Source organism: Caulobacter sp. KR2-114 (genome assembly GCF_049446115.1).
GTDB lineage: Bacteria > Pseudomonadota > Alphaproteobacteria > Caulobacterales > Caulobacteraceae > Acaudatibacter.
The window spans coordinates 195402-220743 of sequence record NZ_JBMSEC010000007.1 but is presented as its reverse complement, the minus strand read 5'-3'; the positions used below and the strand labels follow the sequence as shown (position 1 = coordinate 220743).

Genomic DNA, 25342 nt, shown 5'->3' with positions numbered 1-25342 from the left:
GCGCCGCCAGCTTTGCTTTTCCTCTCCCTGCAGGGAGAGGAAGGGGCCCGCGCCCGTCAGGGCGTGGGAAGGTGAGGGGCTCCGCCGACCGCGGCCTTAAACCCTACGCCCGCCCCAGCTTCCAGCGCACCCGGCCGCCGGCCTCCAGCCGGAACAGGCCCGACAGGATCACCACCTCGACGCCGCGCGGTTCGCCGTCGGTCCAGCGGCTGGCGGAGCCCAGGCTGATCTCCGCCGCGTCGGTGCGCAGCCACCAGCCCGGGTCGTGGCCATGGCGGATCAGCACGCTCTTGCCGTCCATGGCGATCGAGGCGCGCACGTCGGCGCATAGCGGAAAGCGGATCGCGTACAGCACGAAGCGGCGCCGGTCGCCCTTCAGCGCCTTGGTGGGCATGAAGCGGTCCTCGCCGCGCAGCTCGCCGGCGGCGCCGTCGACATACAGCCGCCGCTCGGCCCGCACGCCCAGGCGGTCCATCCAGGCGTCGTGGCTGATCTCCAGCAGCGCCACCCCGTCGCCCTCGCTGCGCCGCGGCGTCACCCGCCAGCCGGCGCCGGCCAGCCGCGCGCCCAGGCTCCAGGCCGACAGGCCCTGCAGCGGCGCGCCGGGCGAGGCGTCGTCCAGGGTCACGCCGGCCGCCGCTTCGGAGCACCGCGCCGCGCCGCCGGGTCCAAACGCCGGCGACCAGCCCGGACCGGAGATCAGCCGCTGTCCCCCGGCCAGCACCTCGATCGCCCCCGGTTGGGCGCAGGCGGCGGTCGACCAGGGGCCCTGGGCCGGCGCGCCGGCGTCGGCGAACACCTGCAGCGCCCCGGCGTCCAGCCGCTGATAGCCGCTCTCGCGCAGGGCCGGCGGCACGCCGCGGGCCTCGTCGTCATGCGCCAGGGCCGCCAGGATGCGCGCGTGGCTGGCCTCGCCGCCGCCCTGCGCCGCCGCCAGCCGTCCGTCGGCCAGGCTGAAGAACCGCACCGCCGCGCTCAGCCGGTCGATGGCGCGCGACACCTCCGCCGGCGGCGGGCGGCCCAGCTGGCTCAGCACCTCGTCGAGGGTCAACAGATCGAACAGCAGCTCCAGCGCCGCCTCGGGGCTGCGCGAGGCGTGACCGCCGTCGGCCAGCACCGCCTGCGGCAGGCGCCGCTCCAGCCGCCGCAGCGCCCGTTCGCGCAGGCGCGCCGGCCCGGGTCCGGCCAGCACCCCGGCGGCGATCGCCGCGGCGGCGGCGCGCTCGGCCGCGTGGCCGGCGTCGTCGCCGATGGCCAGCAGCTGGCGCGCCTGCCGCGAGAGGTCGGCGAGGATCGCCGCCCCCTCTGCATCCGAGGCGGCGGCCAGCAGCGCCGGGGCGGCGACGGCCAGGCTCACCGCCCGGCGGCGCAGCACCTCGCCCTCCCAGGCGAAGGCGTTCCAGCGGGCGAACAGCCGCCGCCACGCCAGGCTCAGCCGCAGGGCCTCGGCCACCCCCGCGGGACCGGCCGCGACCAGGTCGGCTATCCAGGTAAAGCCGTGCTGCCAGGCGGCGAAGGCGCGGCTGGGCGCCGGCCGGTTCCAGGGATCGGCGCCGGGGCCCAGCGACAGCGCCTCGCCGGCGAAGCGCCAGTCACCGGCGATCAGCCGCTCGCCTCGCGCCGGATCGGCCGGCCGCAGCGCCGGCGCCCGGGCGGCCAGGCCCCGCGGACGCCCGCCGGACAGGGCCAGGGCGTGGAAGGGCGTCGCCGACCACTCCACCGCCAGCCGCCGGGCCGGCGCCAGCGCCAGGGCGTGCAACAGGGCGCCGGAACCGCCGCCGCCCCTGCCCCCTGCGCCCCCCATGGCCTGCCTCAGTCGCCTCTCAGGGCGCGGATGTTGTCGGCGTAGGCGGACGGGCCGCCCTTGAACACGGCGGTGCCGGCGACCAGGGCGGTGGCCCCGGCCGCGACGCACAGCTTCGCCGTCTCAGGATTCACCCCGCCGTCCACCTCCAGGGTGATGTCGCGGCCGGTGGCGTCGATCATCGCGCGCAGGCGGGCGATCTTGTCCAGCTGCGAGCGCATGAAGCTCTGGCCGCCGAAGCCGGGGTTGATCGACATCACCAGGATGTGGTCGACCTCGTCCATCATCCACTCGATGGTCTCGGGCAGGGTCGAGGGGTTGAACACCACCCCGGCCTTGGCCCCGATCTCGCGGATGCGCTTGAGCGTGCGGTTCAGGTGCGGGCCGGATTCCGGATGCACGCTGATGATGTCGGCGCCGGCGTCGCGGAACGCCTCCAGGTAGGGGTCGACCGGCGCGATCATCAGGTGCACGTCGAACGGGATCGACGCGTGCGGCCGAAGCGCCTTCACGATGTCGGGGCCCAGGGTGATGTTGGGCACGAAATGGCCGTCCATCACGTCCACATGCACCCAGTCCGCCCCCGCCGCCTCGATGGCGCGCACCTCCTCGCCGAGCTTGGCGAAATCCGCGGCCAGGATCGAGGGAGCGATGATGGTCATGCCCAGGACTTAACGCGAGCCGCGGCACGGTGGAAGGGTCGGCTTGGCCGCAGGGCGCGGGCGTGGCCCCGTAACCCCTCACCCTCCCGCCCGCCTTGCTCCCGCAAGGCGCGCGGGCCCCTCCCTCTCCCTATGGGAGAGGGTGAGCCAGGGCGATGCTTGCGCGTGCTAACCTGCGGATTACGCTATGAAATCACCTCTCCCATAGGGAGAGGGAGGGGCCCATGGCGCAGCCATGGGAGGGTGAGGGGTTCCGCCCTTCCACCCCCCTAGGCCGGCCGGCGTGCGCGCATGGCCTGGGCGATGGTGCCGTCGTCGAGCCAGTCGAGTTCGCCGCCGACGGGGACGCCGCGCGCCAGCATGGTCACCTGCACGCCGGCGTTGGCCAGCCGGTCGGCCACGTAGTGGGCGGTGGTCTGGCCGTCGACCGTGGCGGGCAGCGCCAGGATCACCTCGCGCACGGCGCCCTCGCTGGCGCGCGCCACCAGGCCGCCGACGCGCAACGCCTCCGGACCCACCCCGTCGAGCGCCGAGAGCAGTCCGCCCAGCACGTGGTAGCGGCCGCGGAAGGCCCCGGCCCGCTCCATGGCCCACAGGGCGCCGACCTCCTCGACCACGCAGATCAGCGCCTCGTCGCGCGTGCGGTCGGCGCAGATGGCGCACGGGTCGGTGGTGTCCAGCGCGCCGCAGGTCTGGCAGGTCTTCACCTTTTCGGCGGCGTCCGCCAGGGCCGAGGCCAGGGGCGCCAGCAGCGCCTCGCGCTTCTTCAGCAGCTGCAGCGCCGCGCGCCGGGCCGAGCGGGGGCCAAGCCCGGGCAGCTTCGCCAGCAGGCTGATCAGGCGCTCGATCTCGGGTCCGGCGGAAGCGGCCACAACGGGTCCGGCGTCAGAACTTCGGCATGCCGGGCATGCCGGCCAGCGGCCCGGCCACGTCCCGCATCATCTCCGACTGGGTGGCCTCCAGCTTCTTGCGGGCGTCGGCATGCGCCGCGACGATCAGGTCGGCGACGATCTCGCCTTCGCCCGGGGCCAGCAGGCTCTCGTCGATGCTCACCCGGGCCAGCTCGCCCGAGCCCTTCAGCACCAGACGCACCATGCCGCCGCCGGCCGAGCCCTCGATGTCGGTCTCGGCCAGGCGCGCCTGCGCTTCCTGCAGCTTGGCCTGCATCTGCTGCGCCTGCTTCATCAGCGACCCGAGATCCTTCACCGCATCAACTCCTCAGTCCTGGTCGTCGTCATCGTCGTTGGGTTCGTCGTCGGCCGGCGCGGCGATCTCCGGCGCGGCCAGCTGGCGGATCTCCACCAGCTCCGTGCCGGGGAAGGCCTGCATCACCGCCTGCACGAAGGGCTCGGACAGCGCCTCCTGGCGCGCCCTGGCGCGCTCGCGCTTCTCGCGTTCCAGCAGGGTCTCGGCCCCGCCGCTGCCTTCGGCCGCCACCAGCCAGGGCTGGCCGGTCCATTCCTTCAGCCGCGCCACCAGGCGCTGGGCCAGGTTCACCGGCGCGCCGGGCGCCGGCTCGAAGGTGATCGCGCCCATGCGGAAGCTGATCGGGCGCATGAAGCGCTCGACGTCCAGCTTCAGGCCGATGTCGCGCCGCTCGTCGATCAGCCGCACCACGTCGTCGAACGACTGCAGGGTGGTCTGCGGCGCGGCGTGCGCCTCGGCGCGCGGCTGGGTCTGGAAGGCGGCGCGGGCGTTCAGAGCGCCGCCACCCCCCTGACCGCCGCCCCCCTGACCGCCGCCACTGGCTCCGCCGCCGCGCGGACCGCCGCCCCCGCCCATCGCCTCGCCGGACTGCAGCGCCTTCAGCGCCTCTTCAGGGCCGGGCAGGTCGGCGGCGTAGGCCAGGCGGATCAACGCCATCTCCACGGCCGCGGCCGGGTCGGGGGCCCGGCGCACCTCGTCATAGGCCTTCAGCAGCATCTGCCACAGCCGCGACAGGCTGCCGGCCGACAGGGCCGCGCCCAGCGCCGCCAGGCTGGCGGCCTGGTCCTTGGGCAGCACCAGCACATCGGGGCCTAGCGCCTTGGCCACCGAGGCGCCGTGGCAGTGTTCCAGCAGGTCCGACACCACCTGGGCCGGGTCGGCGCCGAAGCCGTACAGGGCGCGGAAGGCTTCGATCGCCGGGCCGGCCTCGCCGCGCACGGTCTTCTCGAACAGGCCGATGGTCTGCGCCCGGTCGGCTAGGCCCAGCATGTCGCGCACCGTGGCGGCCGTCACCGTCTGGCCGGCCTCGCCCTGGACGATGGCCTGGTCCAGCAGCGACAGGCTGTCGCGCACCGAGCCTTCCGCCGCGCGGGCGACCAGGGTCAGGGCCTCGGCCTCGATGCGGGCGCCTTCCTTGGCCGTGATGGCCGACAGATGCCGCACCAGCACGTCGGGCTCGACCCGGCGCAGGTCGAAGCGCTGGCAGCGCGACAGGATGGTCACCGGCACCTTGCGGATCTCGGTGGTGGCGAAGATGAACTTGGCGTGCGGCGGCGGCTCTTCCAGCGTCTTCAGCAGGGCGTTGAACGCCGCCGTCGACAGCATGTGCACTTCGTCGATGACGTAGACCTTGTAGCGCGCCTCGGCGGGGGCGTAGCGCACCCCGTCCAGCAGCTCGCGCATCTCGTCCACCCGGCTGCGGCTGGCGGCGTCCAGCTCCAGCACGTCGATGTGCCGCCCTTCGGTGATCGCCGCGCAGTGCCGGCCAGGGGTGGCCAGGTCGGTCACCGACGGCTGGTGGACGGTGTCGCTCTCGTAGTTCAGCGCCCGCGCCAGCAGGCGGGCGGTGGTGGTCTTGCCCACCCCGCGCACCCCGGTCAGCATGAAGCCGTGGGCGATGCGGCCGCTGGCGAAGGCGTTGGTGAGCGTGCGCACCATCGCCTCCTGGCCGATCATGTCCTCGAAGCTCTGCGGCCGGTATTTGCGGGCGAGCACCGTATAGGCGGCGCCGGACCCGACGGTCTCGCTCAACGTTGGCGCAAGGGTCGGCGTGGGGATCGGCGCCGGCGCGGCCGCGGCGGCCGGCGGCGCCGCGCCGAAGATGTCGGCGGTCAGGTCGTCGCGTTCGGGAGCCTCGTCTTCCCACGGCGCCGTCGTATCGGGCGTGGTTCCGGGCGGAAGGTCTTGGTCGGCCATTGTCGCCTGGGTCAGGGGCTGGGTGGAGACCGGCAGACGACCCGGAGCAAATCTCGTTACGGCTGCTACCTTCCGGTCCTGACCGGGTTGGCGAGGCCTCCGCCCATCGCCGATCTCCACCCCCTATATCGCGTGCGAGGCCCGGCGGCGCAAGCGGGCGCGTGTCGCAGGGGGCGGTTCGCAGTCGAACGCCGATCTCCCGGCTTGGCCTCGCCGCGTGAAGTCGCTTAGAACCGTCGCCATGCCCCTCGACGCCTTCATGAACACCTTCGCCGGCAACCCGCTGGATCGCGCCAGCGAACGCCGCCGCGACACCGCCTGGATCGCCGAAAAGCTGGCCTCGCCGGATTCCCTGGGCGTGGCCCTGTGGAACGGCAGGGTGCTGGTGGAAAAGGCAAAGGACGGCGGCAGCCAGATCGCCTACATCCCCGCCGGCATGGCGCGGGAGCTGTCCTCGGGCGCCGAACAGCTGCTGTTCATGGGCCTGTGGCAGGATACCGCCGTGTTCGCCGTCGACGTGGACGGCGACGCCGATCCGGTGGACGGGCCGCTGCAGGGTATGGGCCGGTTCGAGGACCTGCGCGCCATCGCCCTGGCCCTGCCGCCCACCGACGCGGCGATCCTGGCCACCGCCAAGCAGATGTTCGAGTGGCGCCGCCGCCACCGCTACTGCGCCGTCTGCGGTCAGCCTTCCGAGGTTGCAGAGGCAGGCTGGAAGCGCGTCTGCCCGGCCTGCAAGTCCGAGCACTTCCCGCGCACCGACCCGGTGGTGATCATGCTGGCGGCCAAGGGCGACCGCTGCCTGCTGGGCCGCCAGGCGGCCTGGCCTAAGGGCATGTACTCGGCCCTGGCCGGCTTCCTGGAGCCCGGCGAGACCATCGAGGAGGCCTGCGCCCGCGAGCTGATGGAAGAGGCGGCGCTCAGGGCCACCAAGGTGCGCTATCACTCCACGCAGCCCTGGCCCTATCCCTCGTCGCTGATGATCGGCCTGATCGCCGAGGTCGAGAACGAGGACGCCGCCCCCGACCAGACCGAGCTGGAAGAGGTGCGCTGGTTCACCCGCGAGGAGGCCCGCACCCTGGTCGCCGGCGGCCTGCCCGGCGCAAGGGCCCCCGGGGCGATGGCCATCGCCTACCAGCTGATCAAGGCCTGGGCGGAAGAGGGGTAAGTCGGCCGTCACCTTCTCTCTTCTGTCATCCCGGAATCCGCGAAGCGGATATCCGGGACCGCAGCAGGCTCCGGCGCCTGCTACGGCCGACAAACGTCAGCGTTTCCGGCGGTCCCGGATACGGGCTCGCGCCCGTTCCGGGATGACAGAGTAAGGAAGGACCTCGCTACCCCGCCACCAAGGCCCAGACGTCCCGTCCCGCCAGGGCCGCCAGCACCAGCGACGAGACGGCGAAGATCGAGAAGCGCACCATCACCGCGTTGACGGTGGCCTGCACCAGGCTGTGGACCACGCGCAGCGCCACATAGCCCCAGGCCAGGGCCAGGTTCACGCCGTTCTGCTGGCCGGCCAGGTAGCTGTAGAACACCAGGGCATAGAACAGCGTCGGCTGCTCCATCAGGTGGTTGTAGTTGTCCGCCACCCAGCGCACCTGGCCGGGCAGCGCGTCCAGCGCCCCGGGCTCGCGGGCCTGGTCGGGGGTGATCCCGGCGCGCTGGATCGCCGGAATGCGGCGCACGTAGAGCCACACCAGGACGACCAGCGACCAGACCACCAGGGCCAGGGCCGGCGTCAGGATCGAATGGGTGATCGGCGATTCGGTCGGCATGTGTGTTCCCCCCGGGATTTGGGGAAAGGCTAAGCTCTCGCCCCCTTCCCGTCACCCCGGGCGAAGCGCAGCGCAGACCCGGGGCCGGCCGCGCCGCCGCTCAGAGGATGGTGAGTGGCCGCTGCGAGTCGGGGCCTCTGGAGTTCGTCTGGGGCGCGGGAGCGCTGGCCCCGGATCGGCGGGCGCTTTCGCGCCCTTGTCCGGGGTGACGAGGTTACGGTGCAGTCTGGAGGTTCAGATCCCGCTCGCCTCGCGGAACGGGTCGGCCGGGTAGACGCCCAGCACTTCCAGGTGGTCGGAGAAGAACTTCAGCTCGTCGAAGGCGTGGCTCAGGCCCACGTCCTCCGGGCGGCCGTCGACCTCGGCGTAGAAGAAGGTGGCCGTGAAGGCGCCGTTCTCCATGTAGCTTTCCAGCTTGGTCATGTTGACGCCGTTGGTGGCGAAGCCGCCGAGCGCCTTGTACAGCGCCGCCGGGATGTTGCGCACGCGGAACACGAAGCTGGTCACGCAGCGCACGCCGGGCGGCGGGGCCGGCGGGTTCGGCTCGGCGGTCAGCACCACGAAGCGGGTGGTGTTGTGCGCCTCGTCCTCGATGTCGCGGGCGATGATGTCCAGGCCGTAGATCTCGGCCGCCAGGGCCGGGGCGATGGCCGCGCGGGTCGGGTCGGGGTGTTCGGCGACGATCCGGGCCGAGGCGGCGGTGTCGCTGGCCGCCTCCATGGACACGCCCAGCTGGCGCAGCAGCCGGCGGCACTGGCCCCAGGCGAACGGCATCGAGACCACGGTCTTCACGTCGCCCAGCCGGGTGCCGCGGTTGGCCATCAGCTGGAAATGGATCGGCTTGAAGCGCTCGCCGATGATCTTCAGGCCCGACTGCGGCAGCAGGTGATGCACGTCGCTCACCCGCCCCATGATCGAGTTCTCCAGCGGGATCATGCCCAGGGCGCAGGCCCCCGACTTCACCGCCTCGAAGGCGTCCTCGAAGGTGGCGTGCGGCACGGGTTGGTAGTCGGGATAGTGCGCGCGGCAGGCCTCGTCGCTGTTGGCGCCGGGCTCGCCCTGGAAGGCGATCTTTCCTCGCGAGGCGGTGTCCAAGGTCATCGTGCGCTCCCGAGGGCGAATTGGCGGGCCGCCTCAAGGTCGGCCGGCGTGTCGACGGAAAGGGGCGCGGTATCGACCACCGCCGCCCAGATGGAAAGCCCCAGCTCCAGCGCACGCAGCTGTTCCAGCCCCTCGCGCCGCTCCAGGGGCGAGGGCGGGGCGGCGTTGAAGCGGGCCAGCGCCGAGCGGCGGTAGCCGTAGACGCCGACGTGGCGCCACACCGGCGCGTCGCCGTAGAGGGTCGAGCGCGTGAAGTACAGCGCCCGGCCCGCGCGCCCGCCCTCGGCGAGGCTGAGCACCGCCTTGACCACGTTGGGATTGCGCCGGTCGTCCGGCGAGGCTTCCGGCGCCACAACGGTGGCGATGTCGCAGGCCGGCTCCGAGGCCAGCAGGCCGGCGCAGGCGACCAGGATCCGGGGGCTGACGAACGGCATGTCGCCCTGCAGGTTGATCACCGTGTCGTGGACGCCGGCCGGATCCAGCGCCTCCAGGGCCGACTGGATGCGATCGGAGCCCGAGGGCAGGTCCGGATCGGTCAGCACCGCCCGCCCGCCGGCCGCCTCCACCGCCGCCACGATCTGCGAATCGCCCGCCGCCACCGCCACCGGGCCGACCCCCGCCGCCTCCGCCGCCTTCAGCACGCGCACGATCATCGCCACGCCGCCGATCTCGGCCAGCGGCTTGCCCGGCAGGCGGCTGGCGGCCAGCCGCGCGGGGATCAGCACGATCGGATTCGTGGCGGGGTTGAGGGCGGTTTTCATGAGGGGGAGCGACGAAATGGCGCGGGTCGGCGGTCCGTTGAAGCTCGGCTCCAATGGCCGGTTGCGCGGCCGGCGGTAGCGTGTAAGAGACCGGGGCGCAATAAGGGGCGGGATTGCGGCGCGTCGCGCCGAGCCCTCCCGCAGGGAAAATTCAGGGGCCCAAGTCCGAATGAGCGACCTCACCTTCAACAAGATCGCCGGCGCTGGTCTGGCTACGGCTCTGATCATCGCCGGTCTTGCGGTGGTGCCCCCGATGATCTTCCAGAAGCATCCGCTGACCAAGGCGGGCTACGCCATCGAGCCGGTGTCATCGGGCGAAGGCGGCGGCGGCGGCGGCGAGGCCGCGGACACCCCGCCCGACTGGGGCACGGTGCTGAAGACCGCCGACGTGGCCGCCGGCCAGGCCGTCAGCGACAAGTGCAAGAGCTGCCACAGCTTCGATCCGGGCGGCGCGCCCGGCCCGTCCGCCCCCAGCCTGTACGGCGTGCTGGGCCGCACCCCGGGCTCCAGCCCGGCCTTCGCGGCCAACTACTCGCCGGCGATGAAGGCCTTCGGCGGCAAGATCGGCAAGTGGGACTTCGAGCACGTCTACGAATTCCTGCACGGTCCGCAAAAGTACATCGACGGCACCAAGATGACCTTCATCGGTCTGAAGGCCGCCCAGGACCGCATCAACCTGATCGCCTACCTCAACACCCTGGGCTCGAACCTGCCGATCCCGGCGCCGAACCCCGCCGCCGCGGCCCCCGCCGCCGGCGCTTCGGCCGCCCCCGCCCCGGCCGGCGCCAGCGCCGCCCCGGCCGCCGGCGCCAGTGCGGCGTCGCCCGCCGCCGGCGCGAGCGCGGCGACCCCGGCCGCCTCGGCCGCGGCGCCCGCCAAGAAGTGATCCTGCGCCGCCTGCCGGCCGCCGTCCTGGCGGCCGGCGCGATGCTGCTGGCCGCAGGCCCCGGGGCGCAGGCCGCGCCGGCGCCGCACGTGTCGATCGCCTCGCTCAAGCAGCTGCCGACGCCGCTGCCCTATCCCTACGACGTCGACGCCGACGCCGAGGCGGCCGTCAAGGCCGCCCTGGCCCGCGCCAGGGTCGGTCACAAGCGGGTGCTGCTCGACCTCGGCGGCAACTGGTGTGCCGACTGCCGCATCCTGGCGGCGGTGCTGCAGCTGCCCGAGATTGCCGCCTTCATGAAGGCGCACTACGAGGTGGTGACGGTCGATGTCGGCCGCTACGACCGCAACATGCAGATCCCGGCGCGCTACGGCCTGGCCAGGCTGCCAGGCGCGCCCACCGTGCTGGTGCTCGACGAGCACGGCCGGCTGATCAACGCCGGCCACGAATCGGCCCTCACCGACGCCCGCTCCATGACCCCCCAGGCCCTGGCCGACTGGCTGGCCAGCTGGACGAAATAGGGCCGGCCGTAGCGGACGCCCGCGCCTGCCGCGGTCCCGGATATCCGCTGCGCGGATTCCGGGATGACAGTGTGGGGGAAGCCAGCGCGGGAACCCTGGCGCCCATCTTGCTTAACGACGGAGAAACCCTGTCCGTCGGAGCTCCCATGACCGCCATCGCCTTTCGCGCCATCGATCTGATCGTGGTCACGACCCTGTTCATGGTGCTGGTCTGACGCGGCAGTCCCTGCCGGGCGGGTCATCCCTGCCGGGCGCAAGTTCTCTTCCCCCTCTGGGGGAAGTACCCGCGAAGCGGGGGTAGGGGGCTCCAGCGGAGCACGGCCGATCCCGTCCAGCTGGAGCCCCCATCCCGGCCTGCGGCCGGACTTCCCCCAAGGGGGGAAGAGAGGGTGTCAGCGGTCCTCGCGCAGGTCGATCTCGCGGCGCGAGGCGACGATGGTGACGATGAAGCCGGCGAGCACGTCGAGCATCACCATCAGGGTGATCAGGAAGAAGGTCGACGAGGCGAACGCCGGCAGCAGCAGCAGCTCGACCAGCAGGGCCACGAACAGCAGCATCGACAGCGAGTGGTTGATGATGGCGGTGCGCCGGCTGGTGGTGGACTTCAGCAGCTCGATGAACAGCACCACCAGGGCCACGGTCAGCAGCAGGTCCGAGAAGGTCACCGGCCAGACCACCCCGGCCGAGGTGGTGAAGCTGAACAGCGGCCGGCCCAGCCGCTCGCTGGCCAGCTTGGAGAACAGTCCGCCGGACAGGGTCAGGGCGAACAGGTTGTAGGCCAGAGCTGGCAGCACCAGCAGCGGCGTGGCGGCGAACGCGTTCATCAGACCCCCGACGGACCCTACCCCCCGGTAGATCGCTGAGGGATAAGGCGTTTCCCCGTTTGCGGCTACTCCTCCCACGTTCGCGCCTCCCTCTGTCATCCCGGAATCCGCGCAGCGGATATCCGGGACCGCGGCAGGCGCCAGCGTTCGACGCTGCGTCCAGCGCTTCCGGCGGTCCCGGATATGGGCTGACGCCCATTCCGGGATGACAGATCGGAGGGAGCGGCAAGGGCGATTGCCGATCAATCCTCTTCGATCGTCCCCGGGTCGCGCGCCCGGCGCTTCAGCCACAGCACGCCCTGCAGGTCCGACAGCGCCGCCCACAGGCGGCCGAGGTTGCTGTACTTCGAGCGGCCGCTGCCGCGCGGGCGATGGTTCACCGGCTGGAAGGCGACCTGATAGCCCTCGCGCAGCATCAGCGCCGGCAGGTAGCGGTGGATGTGGTCGAAGTACGGCAGCGCCAGGAAGGCCTCGCGCCGGAACGCCTTCAGGCCGCAGCCGGTGTCGACCGCGCCATCGTCCAGCACCCGCCGGCGGATGGCGTTGGCCGCCCGCGACGCCCAGCGCTTGTTGGCCCCGTCCATGCGCCTGACCCGCTCGCCGCCGACCAGGCCCAGCGTCGCCGGCCCGGCGACCAGGGCCTCGACCAGGCGCGGGGCGTCGGCGGGATCGTTCTGGCCGTCGCCGTCCAGGGTGACGATCACCGCGGCCCTGGCGGCCAGCACCCCGGTGCGGATCGCCCGGCTCTGGCCGGCGTTGCGGCCGTGCGCCAGCACCCGCAGCTGCGGGATCTCCGACCGCAGCGCCTGCAAGGCCGCCCGCGTGCCGTCGCCGCTGGCGTCGTCGACGAACAGCACCTCGAACGACCGGCCGGCGAACGCGGCGGCGATTTCCCGCGCCAGCGCCGGGGCCGCGCCCGCCTCGTCATACACGGGGACCACGATGGAGATGTCGGGGGCGTCGGCCATGGCGACGTCTTAGGGCGGAACGCGGGGGCGGGGAATGGCGGGGGCTGGCGCGACCCCTCACCCTCCCACGCCCTGGCGGGCGCGGGCCCCTTCCTCTCCCTGCAGGGAGAGGATTCAGGCGGTGCGGCCGTGATCGCTATTTCCTCTCCCTCGAGGGAGAGGAAGGGGCCCGATCGCGCAGCGATTGGGAAGGTGAGGGGCTGCGCCGGCAGGGATGCTGCCGAAACCCTGCGCCGGCGAAGGATCGTGCTATCAACGGGGGCATGAGTCTTCAGGAGCGTCTGGAGGGGTGGGCGCGCGGCGGGCGGGGCCCTCTGATGGCGGCCTTCGTGGCCGTGCTCGCCGGCCTGCCCGGTCTGTTCCTGACGCCGACCATCGACCGCGACGAGCCGCGCTTCGCCGAGGCCACCGCGCAGATGCTGGAGACCGGCGACTTCGTCTCCATCCAGTTCCAGGACCTGCCGCGCTTCAAGAAGCCGGTGGGCGTCTACTGGCTGCAGGCCGCCAGCGTGAAGCTGCTGTCGCACGCCGAGGACCGCGAGATCTGGGCCTATCGCCTGCCGTCGCTGCTGGGCGCGGCGCTGGCGGCGGCGGCCTGCGCCTGGGGCGCCTCGGCCTTCCTCAGCCCGGGCCTGGCGACGATCGCCGGTGTCGCCCTGGGGACCGGCTTCGTCTTCTCCACCGAGGCCTTCCTGGCCACCACCGACGGGGTGCTGGCCGGCGCGATCACCCTGGCCATGGCGGCGCTGGGGCGGCTGTACCTGGCCGAGACGGGCGGTCCGCGGGCCGGCCGGCGCACCCGCGCCTGGTTCTGGCTGGGCCTGGCGGTGTCGATCCTGGTCAAGGGGCCGGTGGGCCCGCTGATCGTCGGCCTCACCCTGCTGACCCTCGGGGTCTGGGACCGCAAGGCGCGCTGGATGCGCCACCTGGGCTGGGGCTGGGGGCTGATCCTGATCGCCGCCCTGGTGGGGCCGTGGGCCATGGCCATCACCGTCGCCACCGACGGGGCGTTCTGGGGCGCGGCGGTGGGCGGCGACCTGGCGCCCAAGCTGGCCGGCGGCCAGGAGGGTCACGGCGCGCCGCCGCTGACCTACGCCCTGCTGGCCAGCCTGCTGATCTTCCCCGCCACCCTGCTGCTGCCGGCCGGCCTCTCCGGCGGCTGGCGCAACCGCGCCGAGCCGGGGGTGCGCTTCGCCATCGCCTGGGCGGTCCCGGCCTGGATCGTGTTCGAGCTGATTCCCACCAAGCTGCCGCACTATCCGCTGCCGCTGTTCGGCGCCCTGGCGTGGCTGATGGCCCGCGCCCTGGCCGAGCCGATCGGCCGGCTGTCGCGCCTCGCCGGCGCCGGCCTGGCCGCGCTGGCCGCGGTGGCCTTCGCCGCCGTCAGCCTGGCCGCCCCGATCTGGCTCAAGGTCCCCGGCGCCTGGCCGGCCGCGGCGGCCAGCGCCCTGGCCTTCCTGGCGGCGGGGGGCGTCGGCGCCTGGCTGCTGCTGCGCCAGAACGCCGGCCGCGGCCTGGTGATCGCCAGCGGCCTGGGCCTGGTCGCCCACACCGTGTTCTGGGCGGCCCTGGCGCCGGCGCTGACGCCGCTTTGGCCCTCCAGCGACACCATGATCGCCCTGCGCCGCGCCGGCCTCGACCCGCGCAACGGCATGACCCCCGGGCCGATCACCCTGGCCGGCTACCAGGAGCCCAGCCTGATCTTCGCCCTGGGCACCGCCACCGAGCTCGGCGATGGCCAGACCGCGGCCGACGCCATCGCCGACGGCCGCCCGGTGGTGGTCGAGGGCCGCCAGCAGGACGCCTTCGTCGCGGCCCTGCGCGCCAACGGCGACGCCGCGCAGATGGTGGGTGCCGTGCACGGGTTCGACTATTCCAACGGCCGGCCGGTGGCGCTGCGCCTCTTCAAGCCTGCCTTGGAAAACGCGCCGCCCGCGCCCACATCCGCGCCTGGACAGTAGCTCATGACCCAGAAGATCGAGATCGTCGAAGTCGGCCCGCGCGACGGGCTGCAGAACGAGAAGGCCATCCTCGAGCCGGCCGACCGGCTGGACTTCATCCGCCGGCTGGAGGCCTGCGGCGTGCGGCGCATCGAGGCGGTGTCCTTCGTCAACCCCAAGCGGGTGCCGCAGATGGCCGGCGCCGAGGCGATCATGGCCGGCCTGCCGCATGCCGACGGCCGCTCGCGCATCGGCCTGGTGCTGAACGAGCGCGGCTGGGACCGGGCGCTGGCCGCCGGGGTGGACGAGGCCAATGTGGTGGTCTGCGCCACCGACGGCTTCGGCATCCGCAACCAGGGCGCCAGCGTCGCCGAACAGGTCGCCGCCATGGCCGCCATCGCCGGCCGCCGCGCCGCCGAGGGCGGGCCGCCGATCTCGGTGACGATCTCGGTGGCGTTCGGCTGCCCGTTCGACGGCGAGGTGTCCGAGGACCAGGTGGTCGCCATCGTGCGCGAGGCCGCCGCCCTGCCGGTGGCCGAGATCGCCCTGGCCGACACCATCGGCGTGGCCGATCCCTGGACCGTGCGCCGCCGGGTCGAGGCCGCCGCGCGGGTCGCCGGCGACAAGCGCCTGCGCCTGCATTTCCACGACACCCGCGGCACGGGCCTGGCCAACGCCTACGCCGGGGTGGAGGCCGGGGTCCGCGTGCTCGACGCCAGCTGCGGCGGCCTCGGCGGCTGCCCGTTCGCCCCCAACGCCACCGGCAACATCGCCACCGAGGACCTGGTCTACATGCTCGAGCGCGCCGGCTTCGAGACCGGCGTCGACCTCGAGGCCATGGTCGAGGCCGGCCGCTGGATCGGCGAGAAGATCGGCAAGCCGCCGATCTCGTCGCTGAGCAAGGCGGGCGGCTTCCCGGCAAAGGCGGTCTGATCCCGCTTCCCCCGCTTGCGGGGGAAGGGAAAGCGATCCCCCCGCAAACACCGTTCGTCGAACGTCGCTGGATCAAGCGCGGCCGCGGTGGCAATATCCATGGCGCACGCCATCCGTAGGGGGAACGCCATGGCCGCCATCGCAGAACCACTGCCGTCCATCTCGCCGGGCGGGGACGATCGCCGCTTCTTCTTGGGCGGGGCCATCATCATGGCCGTCACCATTGCGGCGGGGTTCATCCTGAACCTGGTCATGGGGCGCTCCAGCTTCGGCGCGCCGCCGCTGATCCACGCCCACGCGCTGACCTTCATGGCCTGGGTGGTGATCTTCCTGACGCAGAACATCCTGGCGGCCGGCGGCAACATCGCCCTGCACCGCCGCCTGGGCTGGCTGGCCGCCGGCTGGGTGGTGCTGATGCTGGCGATGGGCTGCGCGGTGACCGCCTACGACATCCGCGTCGGCCGCGTGCCGTTCTTCTTCAAGCCGCTGCAGTTCCTGGTGTTCGACCCGCTGACCCTGATCGGCTTCGCCAGCCTGACCTATGCGGCGGTGGCCCTGCGCAAGCGCACCGACTGGCACCGCCGGCTGCACTTCAGCGGCATGGCGATGATGGTCGGGCCGGGGGTCGGCCGCCTCCTGCCGATGCCCCTGCTGGCGCCCTGGGCGTGGGAGGCCAGCTTCTTCGTCTGCCTGATCTTCCCGGTGGCCGGCATGGTGTTCGACCAGCGCCGCCATGGCCGCGTGCATCCCGCCTGGTTCGTCGGCCTGGCCGTCACCTTCGGCGTGTTCCTGGGCACCGAGGCGATCACCTACAGCCCGGTCGGCAAGGCGCTGTACGCCGCCGTCGCCGCCGGCTCACCGGGCGCGGCCGTGGCGCCGCTCAACCTCGGCCACCCGCCCGGCCCGCCGCCGGGGGCGAAGCCCGCCGCGGGCTGAGCTCCAGTTTCACCACGGCACCGTGGCGCCGAACCGGTCCAGATAGGCCAGGCCCGGCTGGCCCTGCCGCGCGACCAGCACGTCCACCACCTTGGGGATCGCCTCCTCCATGCCGAACGGGGCGTCCGGCCCGCCCATGTCGGTGCGGATCCAGCCCGGGGCCATCAGCACCAGGGCGCGCCGACCGCCGGCATGGGGGTCGCGGGCGTGGCGGGCGGCATAGCTGCGCAGGCTCTGGTTCAGCGCCGCCTTGGTCGCGCGGTAGATCTCGCCGCCGCCGGTGGTGTTGTTGGCGACGCTGCCCTGGCCCGACGACATCACCCCGATCAGGCCGTCGGCGCGCACCAGGTCCTGCAGCCCCTCGACCGTGCGCATCACCCCCAGCACGTTGGTCTGCATCATGCGGGTGAAGTCGTCGGTGGAGATGTCGGCGAAGGTCTCGGCGCGGTCGCCGTTGGCCACCCCGGCGTTGACGAACAGCATGTCGAAGCGGGCCCCCGCGAGCCGGCCGGCCAGGGCCGCGATCTGCTCCGGCCGGGTGATGTCCAGCGTCTCGATCGCCACCTGGTCCGGGCGTTGTTCGGCCAGGGCGTGCAGCGCGGTCCGGCCGGGGGCGGCGCCATCGCCGCGCACCGTGCCGGTGACCCGCCAGCCGCGGCCGGCGAATTCGGCCGCCATCGCCGCGCCCAGGCCGCGCGAAGCGCCGACGATCAGGATGGACGGCGCATCAGCGCTGGTCGGGTCAGTCATGTTCGGGGTCTCCAGGAGGACTGAGGCGGATATGCGCGGCTCGCCGGGTTTGCGCCAGACGCACGGCCCGCACACCATGATTGCGCCGGACGCTGGGCCTCTCGTCGTCAGGGGGGTATCGTTCGCCGATGGACACCGTCGACCTGAACCTGCTGCCGGCCCTCGACGTGCTGCTGGCCGAGCGCAGCGTCACCCGCGCCGCCCGCCGGCTGGGGCTCAGCGCCTCGGCCATGAGCCGCACGCTGGCGCGGCTGCGCGCGGCGACCGGCGATCCGCTGCTGGTGCAGGCCGGCCGCAGCCTGGTCGCCACCCCCTATGCCGAGGCGCTGGCCGATCGGGTGCGCGGCCTGGCGCGCGAGGCCCGGGCGGTGCTGTCGCCCGCCGCCGCGCCGCTCGACCTGGCCGCGCTGGAGCGCAGCTTCACCCTGCGCGCCAACGAGGGCTTCCTGGCCCGCTTCGCCGGCCCGCTGACGGCCCGCGTGACCCAGGCGGCGCCGCGGGCGCGGCTGTGCTTCGCGCCCAAGCCCGACAAGGACGCCGGACCCCTGCGCGAAGGGCCGGTCGACCTTGAGATCGGCGTGGCGGGCGTCGCGGCGCCGGAGGCGCGCGCGCAGCTGCTGTTCCGCGACGGCTTCGTCGGCGCGGCGCGGGCTGGCCACCCGCTGCTGGACGGGCCGATCACGGCCGAACGCTATGCCGCCTGCCGGCACGTGGTGGCCTCGCGGCGCGGCGCCGCGGCCGGGCCGGTCGACCACGCCCTGGCCGAACGGGGGCTGAGCCGGCGCGTGGTCGCCGTGGTCCCCGGCTTTCCCGACGCCCTGCGCATCGCCGGCCAGACGGACCTGGTCGCGCTCGTGCCCGGCTCCTGTTTCGACGGCGAGGATCCGCTGACCCGCGGCCTGCGGCGCTTCGACCTGCCGGTCCGCACGCCGCCGATTGCGGTATCGGCGATCTGGCATCCGCGCCTCGACGCCGATCCCGGCCACCGCTGGCTGCGCGAGCTGGTGATGGCGGTGTGCCGCCCGCCCGCCGCCGGGGCCGCGACGGCCTAGTCTTCCAGCGCGCCCAGCATCGCCACCCGCGCCGCATGCCGGCCGCCCTCGAAGCCGGCGTTCAGGAAGGCGTCGACGATGTCCAGCGCCAGGCCCTCGCCCACCACCCGCGCGCCCAGCGACAGCATGTTGGCGTCGTTGTGCTGGCGGATCATCCGCGCCGAGAAGGTGTCGGCGCACACGCCGCAGCGGATGCCCCGGATCTTGTTCGCCGCCATCATGATGCCCTGGCCCGTGCCGCACAGGATGATGCCGAACCGGCAGTCGCCGCTGGCCACCCGTCGCGCCGCCGCCTCGCCATGCGCCGGATAATGGGTGCTCTCCGCCGTCGCCGGCCCGATGTCCACCGCCGTCCACCCCTGCGCCGCCACCGCCCCGGCCAGGCCCTCGCCCATGGCGATGATCGCCAGCAGGCTGAGCGCTCGGCGATGTGGTGGGCGTGCCAGGGGGTGCCGCCGTCCAGCCGTTCGGCGATCCACGGCCCGGCTCGGCCAGCACCAGCAGCCCGGTCAGCGGCCACAGCGCCGCGGCGGGCGTCGGCAACGCCACCAGCGCCACCCAGCCCAGCTGCACGGCCGACACCGCCCGGGCATAGGCCAGGCACGCGCGCCGCCGCGGCGGATCCTGCGCCGCCGCGCGCAGCCACTGCGCCACCAGCGCCAGCCGCATCACCACATAGCCGGCCACCATCAGCCGGTTGTCCGGCCGCGCCCCGTGCGCGGCCCCTTGCGCGGCCCCTTGCGCGATCGACTCGAACAGCCCCGGCAGGCCCAGCGCCAGCACCACCACCCCGGCCATCTGCACCATGGTCATCACCCGGAAGGCCCATTCGTCAGTGACGTAGGCCGAGGCGAGCCACGAGAAGTTCACCCACGCCCAGCAGATGGCGAACATGGCGAAGCCGAACCCCAGCAGCCCCGCCCCCGCCTCCCCCCCCCGCGCCACCAGCTCCGCCAGCGGCTAGGCCGCCGCGGCGAAGGCGATGGCGAACGACAGGTCGAACAACAGCTCCAACGGCGTCGACGCCCGCCCACGCTCCGACGGATCGCGGCCACGCATCACGGCGAGGCGGGGTGTGAGCATGGATGGGCCCCTGGGTGCGGTCGAAGGGAGCGTAGCGGGAAAGGGCGGGTTTGGGGGAGGGGGTGGACCGGGGCAGGCCCGCATCGAGGCGACAATGCATCCTGAGCAACTACCGATTGACCGACGTGTGGTTGTGTGCCCTTCTCCTGCAATCGAAAAGGCGCGGCCTGATCGCAGTTGCGGCAGGGGCGGGGGTTGGGGGGCGAGCAGTGCAGTTAAGGCGCCTCGTTTTAACCTTTGGTGTGGCCGCCCTGGTGGTCGCGATTGCGCAGCCGGTCGCCGCTGGAACAATAATCTACACTTACGACAGTGATGGTCGGCTGGTGTCAGTCGTTTATTCGGACGGCACGACGATCACCTATACCTATGACGCGATGGGCAATCGAACGCAGTACGTCGTGTCTCCCTGAATACCTGAACCATGTGAGATTAGTCTGTTTCGTTTTTGGGGGCGGGATGAAGGGTTGGGTGGTCGCGGTTGGCTGGGTTGCCTCGGCACTACTGCTTTTCAGTGGTGAAGCCGCACTGGCGCAGACCATTGCCTACGGCCCACCTGTCAAGTCCGCCATCGATGACAATGGCGTCGACTTGGCGAGCGGCGGGCTTGGGTTCACGGTTACCGATCTATCGATCGGCGTGGCCAGCGCGGGTGGGATGACCTACACGCGACGATACTATCCGCACGCCTCAGGCGCACTCGCCTATGGATGGGTGGATAGCCTCGGTGGCGGAATTTCCGTATTTGCGCCGACATACACGGTAACGATTGGCTTGGAGTCCCACTCCTTTACCGACACTAGCGGCAACCAAACGTCCTTTGCAAGTAATGAAGCCGATGGTTCTGTGTTCTCATACAACTCATCGACGCAGAAATATACATATACAGGTCGTGATGGAAGTGTAGCGGTGTTCGACTACAATATCAGGCACTTCGTCACGACCAACCCGGCACCGTTCGGCGCGATCACCAGCCTAACTAAATCTGACGGTACAGTTTACACCTATAATTACAAGTCGATAGTATTTGGAGGGCAGACGGCATACCGACTTGAGTCGGTGGTAAACAATTTCGGCTATCAAATGCACATGTTCTATGGGGTGAATGCGCAGCCAGGGAGCTTTAGCCAGTTCCTGTCCTGGGGGGCGCTCGCCAGTGTAATGGCGATCAATGCGGCCGTCGACTACTGCGACCCTCTGGCCTACACGTGCACTGGCCTGACGATGAGTTGGCCGACCGTTACCTACGCGGTGCCGGCGGACAACGCTTCGGCGAGGACGACGACCGACGCGCTGTCCAGGACCAGTCGCTATACATACGGATCGGTCAACCAGATCACGTCGCTCCGACGCGCCTCCAGCGCGACGGACACCACCACAATCGGCTACGACGGATCGTACAGGGTAACGTCGGTGTCGAACCTCGCGGGGACCTGGACCTATGCTTATTCAGATGTCGGCTCGACAAGAACTGTCACCGTAACGGACCCGCTTTCTCACACCCGCGTAGTGACGTCCGACTTGTCGACTGGGTTGGTCTCGACCGACACTGACGGCAACGGCAATACGACGACGTACGCCTACGATGTCTACGGTCGGGTGTCACAGATTACCGCATCGGAAGGTAACTACACATCCTATACCTACGACACGCGGGGCAACATCACGCAAACAAACCAAGTCGGGAAAGGCGCAGCCGGGTCGGTCGTTACGGCCGCGCACTATCCTTCGTCCTGTTCGAACTCAGTGACGTGCAACAAGCCGACATCGACCTATGACCCCTACAACCGCGAAACGGACTATACCTACGATCCGGTCCATGGCGGCGTCCTGACCGCGACAGCCCCGCCAGCAGCCGCTGGCGCTGTTCGTCCTCAGGTCCGGTACAGCTACACCGCGATGTACGCCTGGTACAAGACTGGCGCCGGCGTGATCGTGCAGGCCCCCAGTCCAGTCTACCGGCTGACGCAGACGTCTCAATGCCAGACGACGGCCAGTTGCGCCGGCACGGCGGACGAAGCCGTCAGTTCGATCGGCTATGGAACCGGCAGCTCTACCGCGGCGAACAATCTGGCGCCGGTAACTCTGTCTGTGGGATCGGGCACCGGCGCACTCTCTGCCACGACTTCCTCCACGTACGATCCGATCGGCAATCTGCTGACGGTGGATGGCCCCCTGTCCGGGACGGTCGATACGGTGCGCTATCGCTACGACGCCGATCGTGAGCTAGTGGGCATCGTCTCGCCCGATCCTGATGACGCCGGCGCACTCAAGTTTCCCGCGCTGCGCTACAGCTACAATGCTGACGGGCAAGTGACACTCGTCGAGCGTGGGACGGTCAACAGCCAGTCGGATTCGGACTGGGCGTCGATGACTGTCCTGGAGCAGTCCGCCTCGGCCTACGATGCCTCGGGCAATCTCACGAAGAGTTCGCTGGTCAGCGGCGGTGCGGCGCAGACAGCGACGCAATACAGCTACGATACGGCAGGAAACCAAATCTGCGTTGCTGTGCGCATGAATCCGGCCATCTTTGCAGCGTTGCCCTCGTCCGCCTGTAGCCTCGGCACGACGGGCGCCAACGGACCGGACCGCATCACCAAGACCACCTACGACGCCGGCAATCGGGTCACGAAGGTCACCACGAGCTACGCCACCGCCGCGCAGTCCGACTATGAGACGCTCACCTATAGCGGCAATGGTCGTGTGAAGACCGTCCTGGACGCGCTCTCGAATCTGACGACCTTTGACTACGATTGGTTCGATCGGATCGCGAAGATCAGCTACCCGGTGGCGAGTCAGGGATCCAACACCTCCAGCACAACGGACTACGAGAGCTACACCTACGACTCGGCCATTCGCCTAGTCGGCGTGCGCCGCCGAAGCGGTGAAACGATCGGGTTCGCCTACGATGATCTTGGCCATGTGACCGAGAAGGATCTCCCGGGCGGCGCCAGCAGTAGCGTCTTCTACGGCTACGATCTGTTGGGCCGTCAGCTTTATGCGCACTACGGGTCCGCTGGCGGCGCTGGTGTCGACTACAGCTACGATGCCTTGTCGCGCCTGACGTCGGAATCGGCCGCGGGACGCACGATGGCCTATCAGTACGACCCGGCCGGCGAGTTGAGCGCGATCACCTGGCCCGATGCTCTCTACGTCTCCTACGACCACGACCTTGCTGGACGCGTGACGGCGATCCGCGAGAACGGCGCGACGTCCGGGGTCGGCGTTCTGGCCAGCTATTCATACGACGATCTTGGCCGGCGCACGGCTATTGCCCGCGCCGGCGGCGCCGGCGTGTCCACGTCCTATTCGAGCTACGACGGCGCCGATCGTCTGACGGGCTTTGGGCATACGTTCGCGGCCGGCAGCAGCGCTTACAACGTGGCCTATGGCTTCAGCTATAACGCGGCCGGCCAAGTGATCGGGAGCACGTCAACGAACGACCTCTATACGAGCCACCCAGGGAGCCAGAGCAAGAGCTACGCTGCAAACGGGCTCAACCAGTATACTGCCGTGGCCAGCGTGGCGTTCGCGTACGACAGCCGGGGCAATCTGACGTCGGACGGTTCGAGGGTGTTCAGTTACGACGTCGAGAATCGGCTCCTGACAGCCTCGGGACCGACCGCCGTCAGTCTCGCCTATGACCCTCTTGGGCGTCTTCAGACCAGCACGGCTGGGGGGGCGACCACCACCTTTCTCTATTCGGGCGCCGCGTTGGCGGCGGAGTTCGACGCCGCGGGCAACCTGCTGCGCCGCTACGTGCCCGGGCCTTCCGGCGCCGACGAGCCGGTGGTCTGGTATGAGGGGGCGGGGACGACCGATCGCCGATGGCTCGAGCAGGACAGCCAAGGCTCGACCATCGCCTACGCGGACAGTTCCGGCAATGTCGCCAGTTCGAGCAGCGTCTACGGGTACGGTCCGAATGGAGAGCCCAGCGGGTGGACCGGCGCGCGGCATCGCTACACGGGCCAACTCATGATCCCGGAGGCGCATCTCTATTCCTACAAGGCGCGAGCATACGACCCGTTCCTCGGCAGATTCCTCCAACCGGACCCGGCGGGCGATGCTTCAGACCAGAATCTCTACGGATATGCAGCTGACGATCCGATAAACCTGTCGGACCCATCGGGTATGACGATCCGGTGCAATGCTCGCGGAACGTCGTGCCACGAAGACGAGGAAGTTGTTGTCAACGGGCAGCGGATCGTCTCATGTCCGAGTGACATGACCTGTGCGGGCGGCAAAGGGTATTTTGACAATGGCCCTGCTCTCAGCTCGATCTTGGATATGAGTTGGGCGATGGGTCGAGGGAAGTCTTTTCCCGGTGATCATACCAAGCCTGCTCATGAACCTTCGGTTATAATTAATCCCTTGGCTGCCGCGATAATTCGATGGCTTACAGAGCCGGGAAGTCATCACTATACGATGACTGGGGGTTCGCTCTGCGATGCAGATGAACAGTTCAAATATTGGAGGGCGCCGTTTGTCTCGGCTCCGGGCTATAGGGCGGGATCGGCCCCTCGACAGCAAGTCGAGCTCGCCCTCGGTAATTGGATTGAACAAACCGTTGATGTTAGATCTCGTACTATTGTAAACACTACGTTGCCGGGGCACATGTTCTACTACGGCACGGTTACAATTCACGTGTCGCCAACCGAGGCTGGATCAGAGGTTGCCGTGGAAGGGGTTGGTCACAACGGCAATAATGCGAGGCTTAACTATATTCTCGGTGTTCCTCTGTTTTATGCTTCGATGGTGGCCGCGAATCTTGAGTGCAATAAAAATCAGCCGAGCGCGGCGAATGTTGTGGGTGGAGCGCTATATTGATGGGAACGTGATGAGGGCGATCAAGATCGCGGGGTTGATGACCGCTGGCGCTATAGTTGTCGCGTGCGGTCGTGAAAAAGCGGAGATTCCAGTGCGTGTGGCAAAAGTGTGCTTGCACGGCGACCGGGATCAGGCTGAGCTGATTGCGTTGACGTCGAAATTTGCTGTCGAGCATAAATACATCTTGCGAGATTTTGGCGATCAGTCCCGTAGAGATAGGCAGGAAACCCAGCGAGATCTGGGCCTACCTTTGGTTGATGGCAAGGAGATACTGTTGACCCTGCAACCGACCTCTGCAGAGCCCGGCATCGTCATTTGGGGAGCAGACGATTATAGATACATGCCGCTTGTCCAGGTCGCTGGGCGCGACAACGACGCTGCCGACAACCCAGCCGTCGTTGACCTTCTTAGCCGCCTAAGAGCTCATTGGATTGTGTTCGACGCGCGAGGCCGACAATGGCCCAGCAATATCGAGCCATCCTGTCCGCCGTCGACGGCCGTAGCGCCCGGGCCAATTGGGTCTCCTTCTTCAACCAAGCATTAGTCATAACAGAACTGAAGTTGTTGATGAGCATGCAGCAACCTTGGTGCGATCGAGGGTCGCATGAGATATGAAGAGAATGTTGCACTTCCCCAACTGAGTCTGCGCGCGAAGATATCACAGGGATTACCCTCCGGGCCCAAAAAGGGGGGCGCGGGGCTTATGGCGCGGCCCACACTCCAAGTCACGTTCAGGGGTAATGGCCATGAACCGCCACACCACCGATCGGCTGAGGATCCTGACCCTGGCGCCTCGCACGCGGTGTCGCTGATGTTCCACGGCGGCGGCGGGCCGTTCATCTGCTGGTACGTCGACCTCGTGAACCCCTTCCGGCGCATGCCGGGCGGGATGGTGACCTGCGACCAGGCGCTGGACGTGCTGATCGGCCCGACCGCCAGTGGCGCTGGAAGGACGAGAAGCACCTGGCCCGCATGGTCGAGCTGGGCTGGATCGGCGAGGGCCGCGCCCGCACCCTCTACGACGAGGGCCGGGCGGTGGTCGATGCCGCGGTGCGCGGCGCCGCCCCGTTCGACAACCGCTGGACCACCTGGCGCGCCGACCCGGCCTGGCCGGACGACTGGGCCCTGGTCCCGGCGTACCAAGCCTGAGGGGGTGGGCGCTGAGAAGGAGCTGAGGTCGGCGTGCGGCCGATGGCGGAGAGGGCGGGATTCGAACCCGCGATACCCTTGCGAGTATGCCGCATTTCGAGTGCGGTGCAGTCTCGGCGACAGGGGATGACACCCGCCGACAGGAAAAACGCGAAACCCTTCGGCGAAAGGGCTATTGCGTGCCAGCGCGCGTCGTCCGATACCATACAGCGACATCGAGATGTGCCCCCTATGTGCCCCATTGGGCGCCGCA

25 protein-coding genes, 1 other RNA gene and 1 pseudogene are annotated in these 25342 nt (G+C 70.2%); 12 read left to right on the top strand and 15 right to left on the bottom strand.

Annotated elements, in window-relative coordinates; all coding sequences use genetic code 11:
- Positions 1 to 103: 103 nt before the first annotated feature.
- The 6 genes from ACO2Q3_RS22815 to ffs form a co-directional block, all read right to left on the bottom strand.
- A complete protein-coding gene (locus tag ACO2Q3_RS22815) occupies positions 104 to 1804 on the bottom strand; it encodes a heparinase II/III family protein (RefSeq protein ID WP_423310844.1) in 1701 nt (566 codons plus the stop codon).
- An 8-nt stretch (positions 1805 to 1812) separates the two neighbouring features.
- Positions 1813 to 2466 carry a ribulose-phosphate 3-epimerase gene (gene rpe / locus ACO2Q3_RS22810; RefSeq protein ID WP_423310842.1) on the bottom strand — a complete coding sequence of 218 codons (654 nt, stop codon included), beginning with the start codon at positions 2464 to 2466 and terminating at the stop codon, positions 1813 to 1815.
- 269 nt (positions 2467 to 2735) lie between these two features.
- On the bottom strand, positions 2736 to 3338 hold the full coding sequence (gene recR / locus ACO2Q3_RS22805; protein ID WP_423310840.1) for a recombination mediator RecR: 603 nt from the start codon (positions 3336 to 3338) through the stop codon (positions 2736 to 2738).
- Between the two features lie 13 nt (positions 3339 to 3351).
- Positions 3352 to 3672, bottom strand: coding sequence for a YbaB/EbfC family nucleoid-associated protein (locus ACO2Q3_RS22800; RefSeq protein ID WP_423310838.1), 321 nt, complete (start codon positions 3670 to 3672; stop codon positions 3352 to 3354).
- Between the two features lie 12 nt (positions 3673 to 3684).
- The gene (locus ACO2Q3_RS22795; RefSeq protein ID WP_423310836.1) at positions 3685 to 5589 is read right to left on the bottom strand and encodes a DNA polymerase III subunit gamma/tau; all 1905 of its coding nucleotides are present in this window, start codon (positions 5587 to 5589) and stop codon (positions 3685 to 3687) included.
- 23 nt (positions 5590 to 5612) lie between these two features.
- An RNA gene (gene ffs / locus ACO2Q3_RS22790) (signal recognition particle sRNA small type) lies at positions 5613 to 5705 on the bottom strand.
- 125 nt (positions 5706 to 5830) lie between these two features.
- Here ffs and nudC point away from each other — a divergent pair.
- Positions 5831 to 6757: an NAD(+) diphosphatase gene (gene nudC / locus ACO2Q3_RS22785; protein ID WP_423310834.1), complete on the top strand. Its 927-nt coding sequence runs from the start codon at positions 5831 to 5833 to the stop codon at positions 6755 to 6757.
- Between the two features lie 166 nt (positions 6758 to 6923).
- Here nudC and ACO2Q3_RS22780 read toward each other — a convergent pair whose 3' ends face one another.
- The 3 genes from ACO2Q3_RS22780 to ACO2Q3_RS22770 form a co-directional block, all read right to left on the bottom strand.
- Positions 6924 to 7364: an MAPEG family protein gene (locus ACO2Q3_RS22780; protein ID WP_423310832.1), complete on the bottom strand. Its 441-nt coding sequence runs from the start codon at positions 7362 to 7364 to the stop codon at positions 6924 to 6926.
- A 234-nt stretch (positions 7365 to 7598) separates the two neighbouring features.
- Positions 7599 to 8465: a prephenate dehydratase gene (locus ACO2Q3_RS22775; protein ID WP_423310830.1), complete on the bottom strand. Its 867-nt coding sequence runs from the start codon at positions 8463 to 8465 to the stop codon at positions 7599 to 7601.
- A complete protein-coding gene (locus ACO2Q3_RS22770) occupies positions 8462 to 9226 on the bottom strand; it encodes a 3-deoxy-manno-octulosonate cytidylyltransferase (protein WP_423310828.1) in 765 nt (254 codons plus the stop codon). The genes ACO2Q3_RS22775 and ACO2Q3_RS22770 overlap by 4 nt, the downstream gene beginning before the upstream one ends.
- Positions 9227 to 9395: 169 nt before the next feature.
- Here ACO2Q3_RS22770 and ACO2Q3_RS22765 point away from each other — a divergent pair, with 169 nt between their 5' ends.
- Complete coding sequence (locus ACO2Q3_RS22765; RefSeq protein WP_423310826.1) at positions 9396 to 10112, top strand: c-type cytochrome; 717 nt, start codon at positions 9396 to 9398, stop codon at positions 10110 to 10112.
- On the top strand, positions 10109 to 10630 hold the full coding sequence (locus ACO2Q3_RS22760; protein WP_423310824.1) for a thioredoxin family protein: 522 nt from the start codon (positions 10109 to 10111) through the stop codon (positions 10628 to 10630). Before ACO2Q3_RS22765 ends, ACO2Q3_RS22760 begins: the two co-directional genes overlap by 4 nt.
- 392 nt (positions 10631 to 11022) lie before the next feature.
- Here ACO2Q3_RS22760 and ACO2Q3_RS22755 read toward each other — a convergent pair whose 3' ends face one another.
- Together ACO2Q3_RS22755 and ACO2Q3_RS22750 are read right to left on the bottom strand one after the other, a co-directional pair.
- Positions 11023 to 11454: a hypothetical protein gene (locus ACO2Q3_RS22755; protein WP_423310822.1), complete on the bottom strand. Its 432-nt coding sequence runs from the start codon at positions 11452 to 11454 to the stop codon at positions 11023 to 11025.
- A gap of 242 nt (positions 11455 to 11696) precedes the next feature.
- Positions 11697 to 12422 (bottom strand): glycosyltransferase family 2 protein, encoded by a 726-nt coding sequence (locus tag ACO2Q3_RS22750; protein ID WP_423310820.1) that lies wholly within the window; start codon positions 12420 to 12422, stop codon positions 11697 to 11699.
- Positions 12423 to 12739: 317 nt separating this feature from the next.
- Here ACO2Q3_RS22750 and ACO2Q3_RS22745 point away from each other — a divergent pair, with 317 nt between their 5' ends.
- The 3 genes from ACO2Q3_RS22745 to ACO2Q3_RS22735 all read left to right on the top strand — a co-directional run bounded on the left by ACO2Q3_RS22745 (position 12740) and on the right by ACO2Q3_RS22735 (position 16231).
- Positions 12740 to 14383, top strand: coding sequence for an ArnT family glycosyltransferase (locus tag ACO2Q3_RS22745; RefSeq protein ID WP_423310818.1), 1644 nt, complete (start codon positions 12740 to 12742; stop codon positions 14381 to 14383).
- 3 nt (positions 14384 to 14386) lie between these two features.
- On the top strand, positions 14387 to 15295 hold the full coding sequence (locus ACO2Q3_RS22740; protein WP_423310816.1) for a hydroxymethylglutaryl-CoA lyase: 909 nt from the start codon (positions 14387 to 14389) through the stop codon (positions 15293 to 15295).
- Between the two features lie 129 nt (positions 15296 to 15424).
- Positions 15425 to 16231, top strand: coding sequence for a hypothetical protein (locus ACO2Q3_RS22735; RefSeq protein ID WP_423310814.1), 807 nt, complete (start codon positions 15425 to 15427; stop codon positions 16229 to 16231).
- A gap of 9 nt (positions 16232 to 16240) precedes the next feature.
- Here ACO2Q3_RS22735 and ACO2Q3_RS22730 read toward each other — a convergent pair whose 3' ends face one another.
- The gene (locus tag ACO2Q3_RS22730; RefSeq protein WP_423310812.1) at positions 16241 to 16981 is read right to left on the bottom strand and encodes an SDR family NAD(P)-dependent oxidoreductase; all 741 of its coding nucleotides are present in this window, start codon (positions 16979 to 16981) and stop codon (positions 16241 to 16243) included.
- Positions 16982 to 17109: 128 nt separating this feature from the next.
- Here ACO2Q3_RS22730 and ACO2Q3_RS22725 point away from each other — a divergent pair, with 128 nt between their 5' ends.
- Positions 17110 to 18033, top strand: a complete 924-nt coding sequence (locus ACO2Q3_RS22725) for a LysR family transcriptional regulator (RefSeq protein ID WP_423310810.1) — start codon at positions 17110 to 17112, stop codon at positions 18031 to 18033.
- On the opposite strand, the gene ACO2Q3_RS22720 is transcribed toward ACO2Q3_RS22725, so the two are convergent.
- On the bottom strand, positions 18030 to 18428 hold the full coding sequence (locus tag ACO2Q3_RS22720) for an RpiB/LacA/LacB family sugar-phosphate isomerase (protein ID WP_423310808.1): 399 nt from the start codon (positions 18426 to 18428) through the stop codon (positions 18030 to 18032). The two genes, ACO2Q3_RS22725 and ACO2Q3_RS22720, sit on opposite strands and share 4 nt — an antisense overlap.
- A gap of 44 nt (positions 18429 to 18472) precedes the next feature.
- Here ACO2Q3_RS22720 and ACO2Q3_RS22715 point away from each other — a divergent pair, with 44 nt between their 5' ends.
- Positions 18473 to 18628: a hypothetical protein gene (locus ACO2Q3_RS22715; RefSeq protein WP_423310806.1), complete on the top strand. Its 156-nt coding sequence runs from the start codon at positions 18473 to 18475 to the stop codon at positions 18626 to 18628.
- Here the strand turns inward: ACO2Q3_RS22715 and ACO2Q3_RS22710 are convergent.
- Positions 18586 to 18927, bottom strand: a pseudogene (locus tag ACO2Q3_RS22710) (low temperature requirement protein A); the annotation flags it as partial. The gene ACO2Q3_RS22715 and the pseudogene ACO2Q3_RS22710 overlap by 43 nt on opposite strands.
- 66 nt (positions 18928 to 18993) lie before the next feature.
- Complete coding sequence (locus ACO2Q3_RS22705; RefSeq protein WP_423310804.1) at positions 18994 to 19116, bottom strand: hypothetical protein; 123 nt, start codon at positions 19114 to 19116, stop codon at positions 18994 to 18996.
- A gap of 116 nt (positions 19117 to 19232) precedes the next feature.
- Between ACO2Q3_RS22705 and ACO2Q3_RS22700 the strand changes: the two genes are divergently transcribed.
- From ACO2Q3_RS22700 to ACO2Q3_RS22685, 4 genes are all read left to right on the top strand, one after another.
- Positions 19233 to 19526: an RHS repeat domain-containing protein gene (locus ACO2Q3_RS22700; RefSeq protein ID WP_423310802.1), complete on the top strand. Its 294-nt coding sequence runs from the start codon at positions 19233 to 19235 to the stop codon at positions 19524 to 19526.
- Positions 19527 to 19572: 46 nt separating this feature from the next.
- On the top strand, positions 19573 to 23940 hold the full coding sequence (locus ACO2Q3_RS22695; RefSeq protein WP_423310800.1) for an RHS repeat-associated core domain-containing protein: 4368 nt from the start codon (positions 19573 to 19575) through the stop codon (positions 23938 to 23940).
- Positions 23915 to 24484, top strand: coding sequence for a hypothetical protein (locus ACO2Q3_RS22690; protein ID WP_423310798.1), 570 nt, complete (start codon positions 23915 to 23917; stop codon positions 24482 to 24484). The genes ACO2Q3_RS22695 and ACO2Q3_RS22690 overlap by 26 nt, the downstream gene beginning before the upstream one ends.
- Positions 24485 to 24912: 428 nt before the next feature.
- Positions 24913 to 25089 carry a hypothetical protein gene (locus ACO2Q3_RS22685; RefSeq protein ID WP_423310796.1) on the top strand — a complete coding sequence of 59 codons (177 nt, stop codon included), beginning with the start codon at positions 24913 to 24915 and terminating at the stop codon, positions 25087 to 25089.
- Positions 25090 to 25342: the final 253 nt, after the last annotated feature.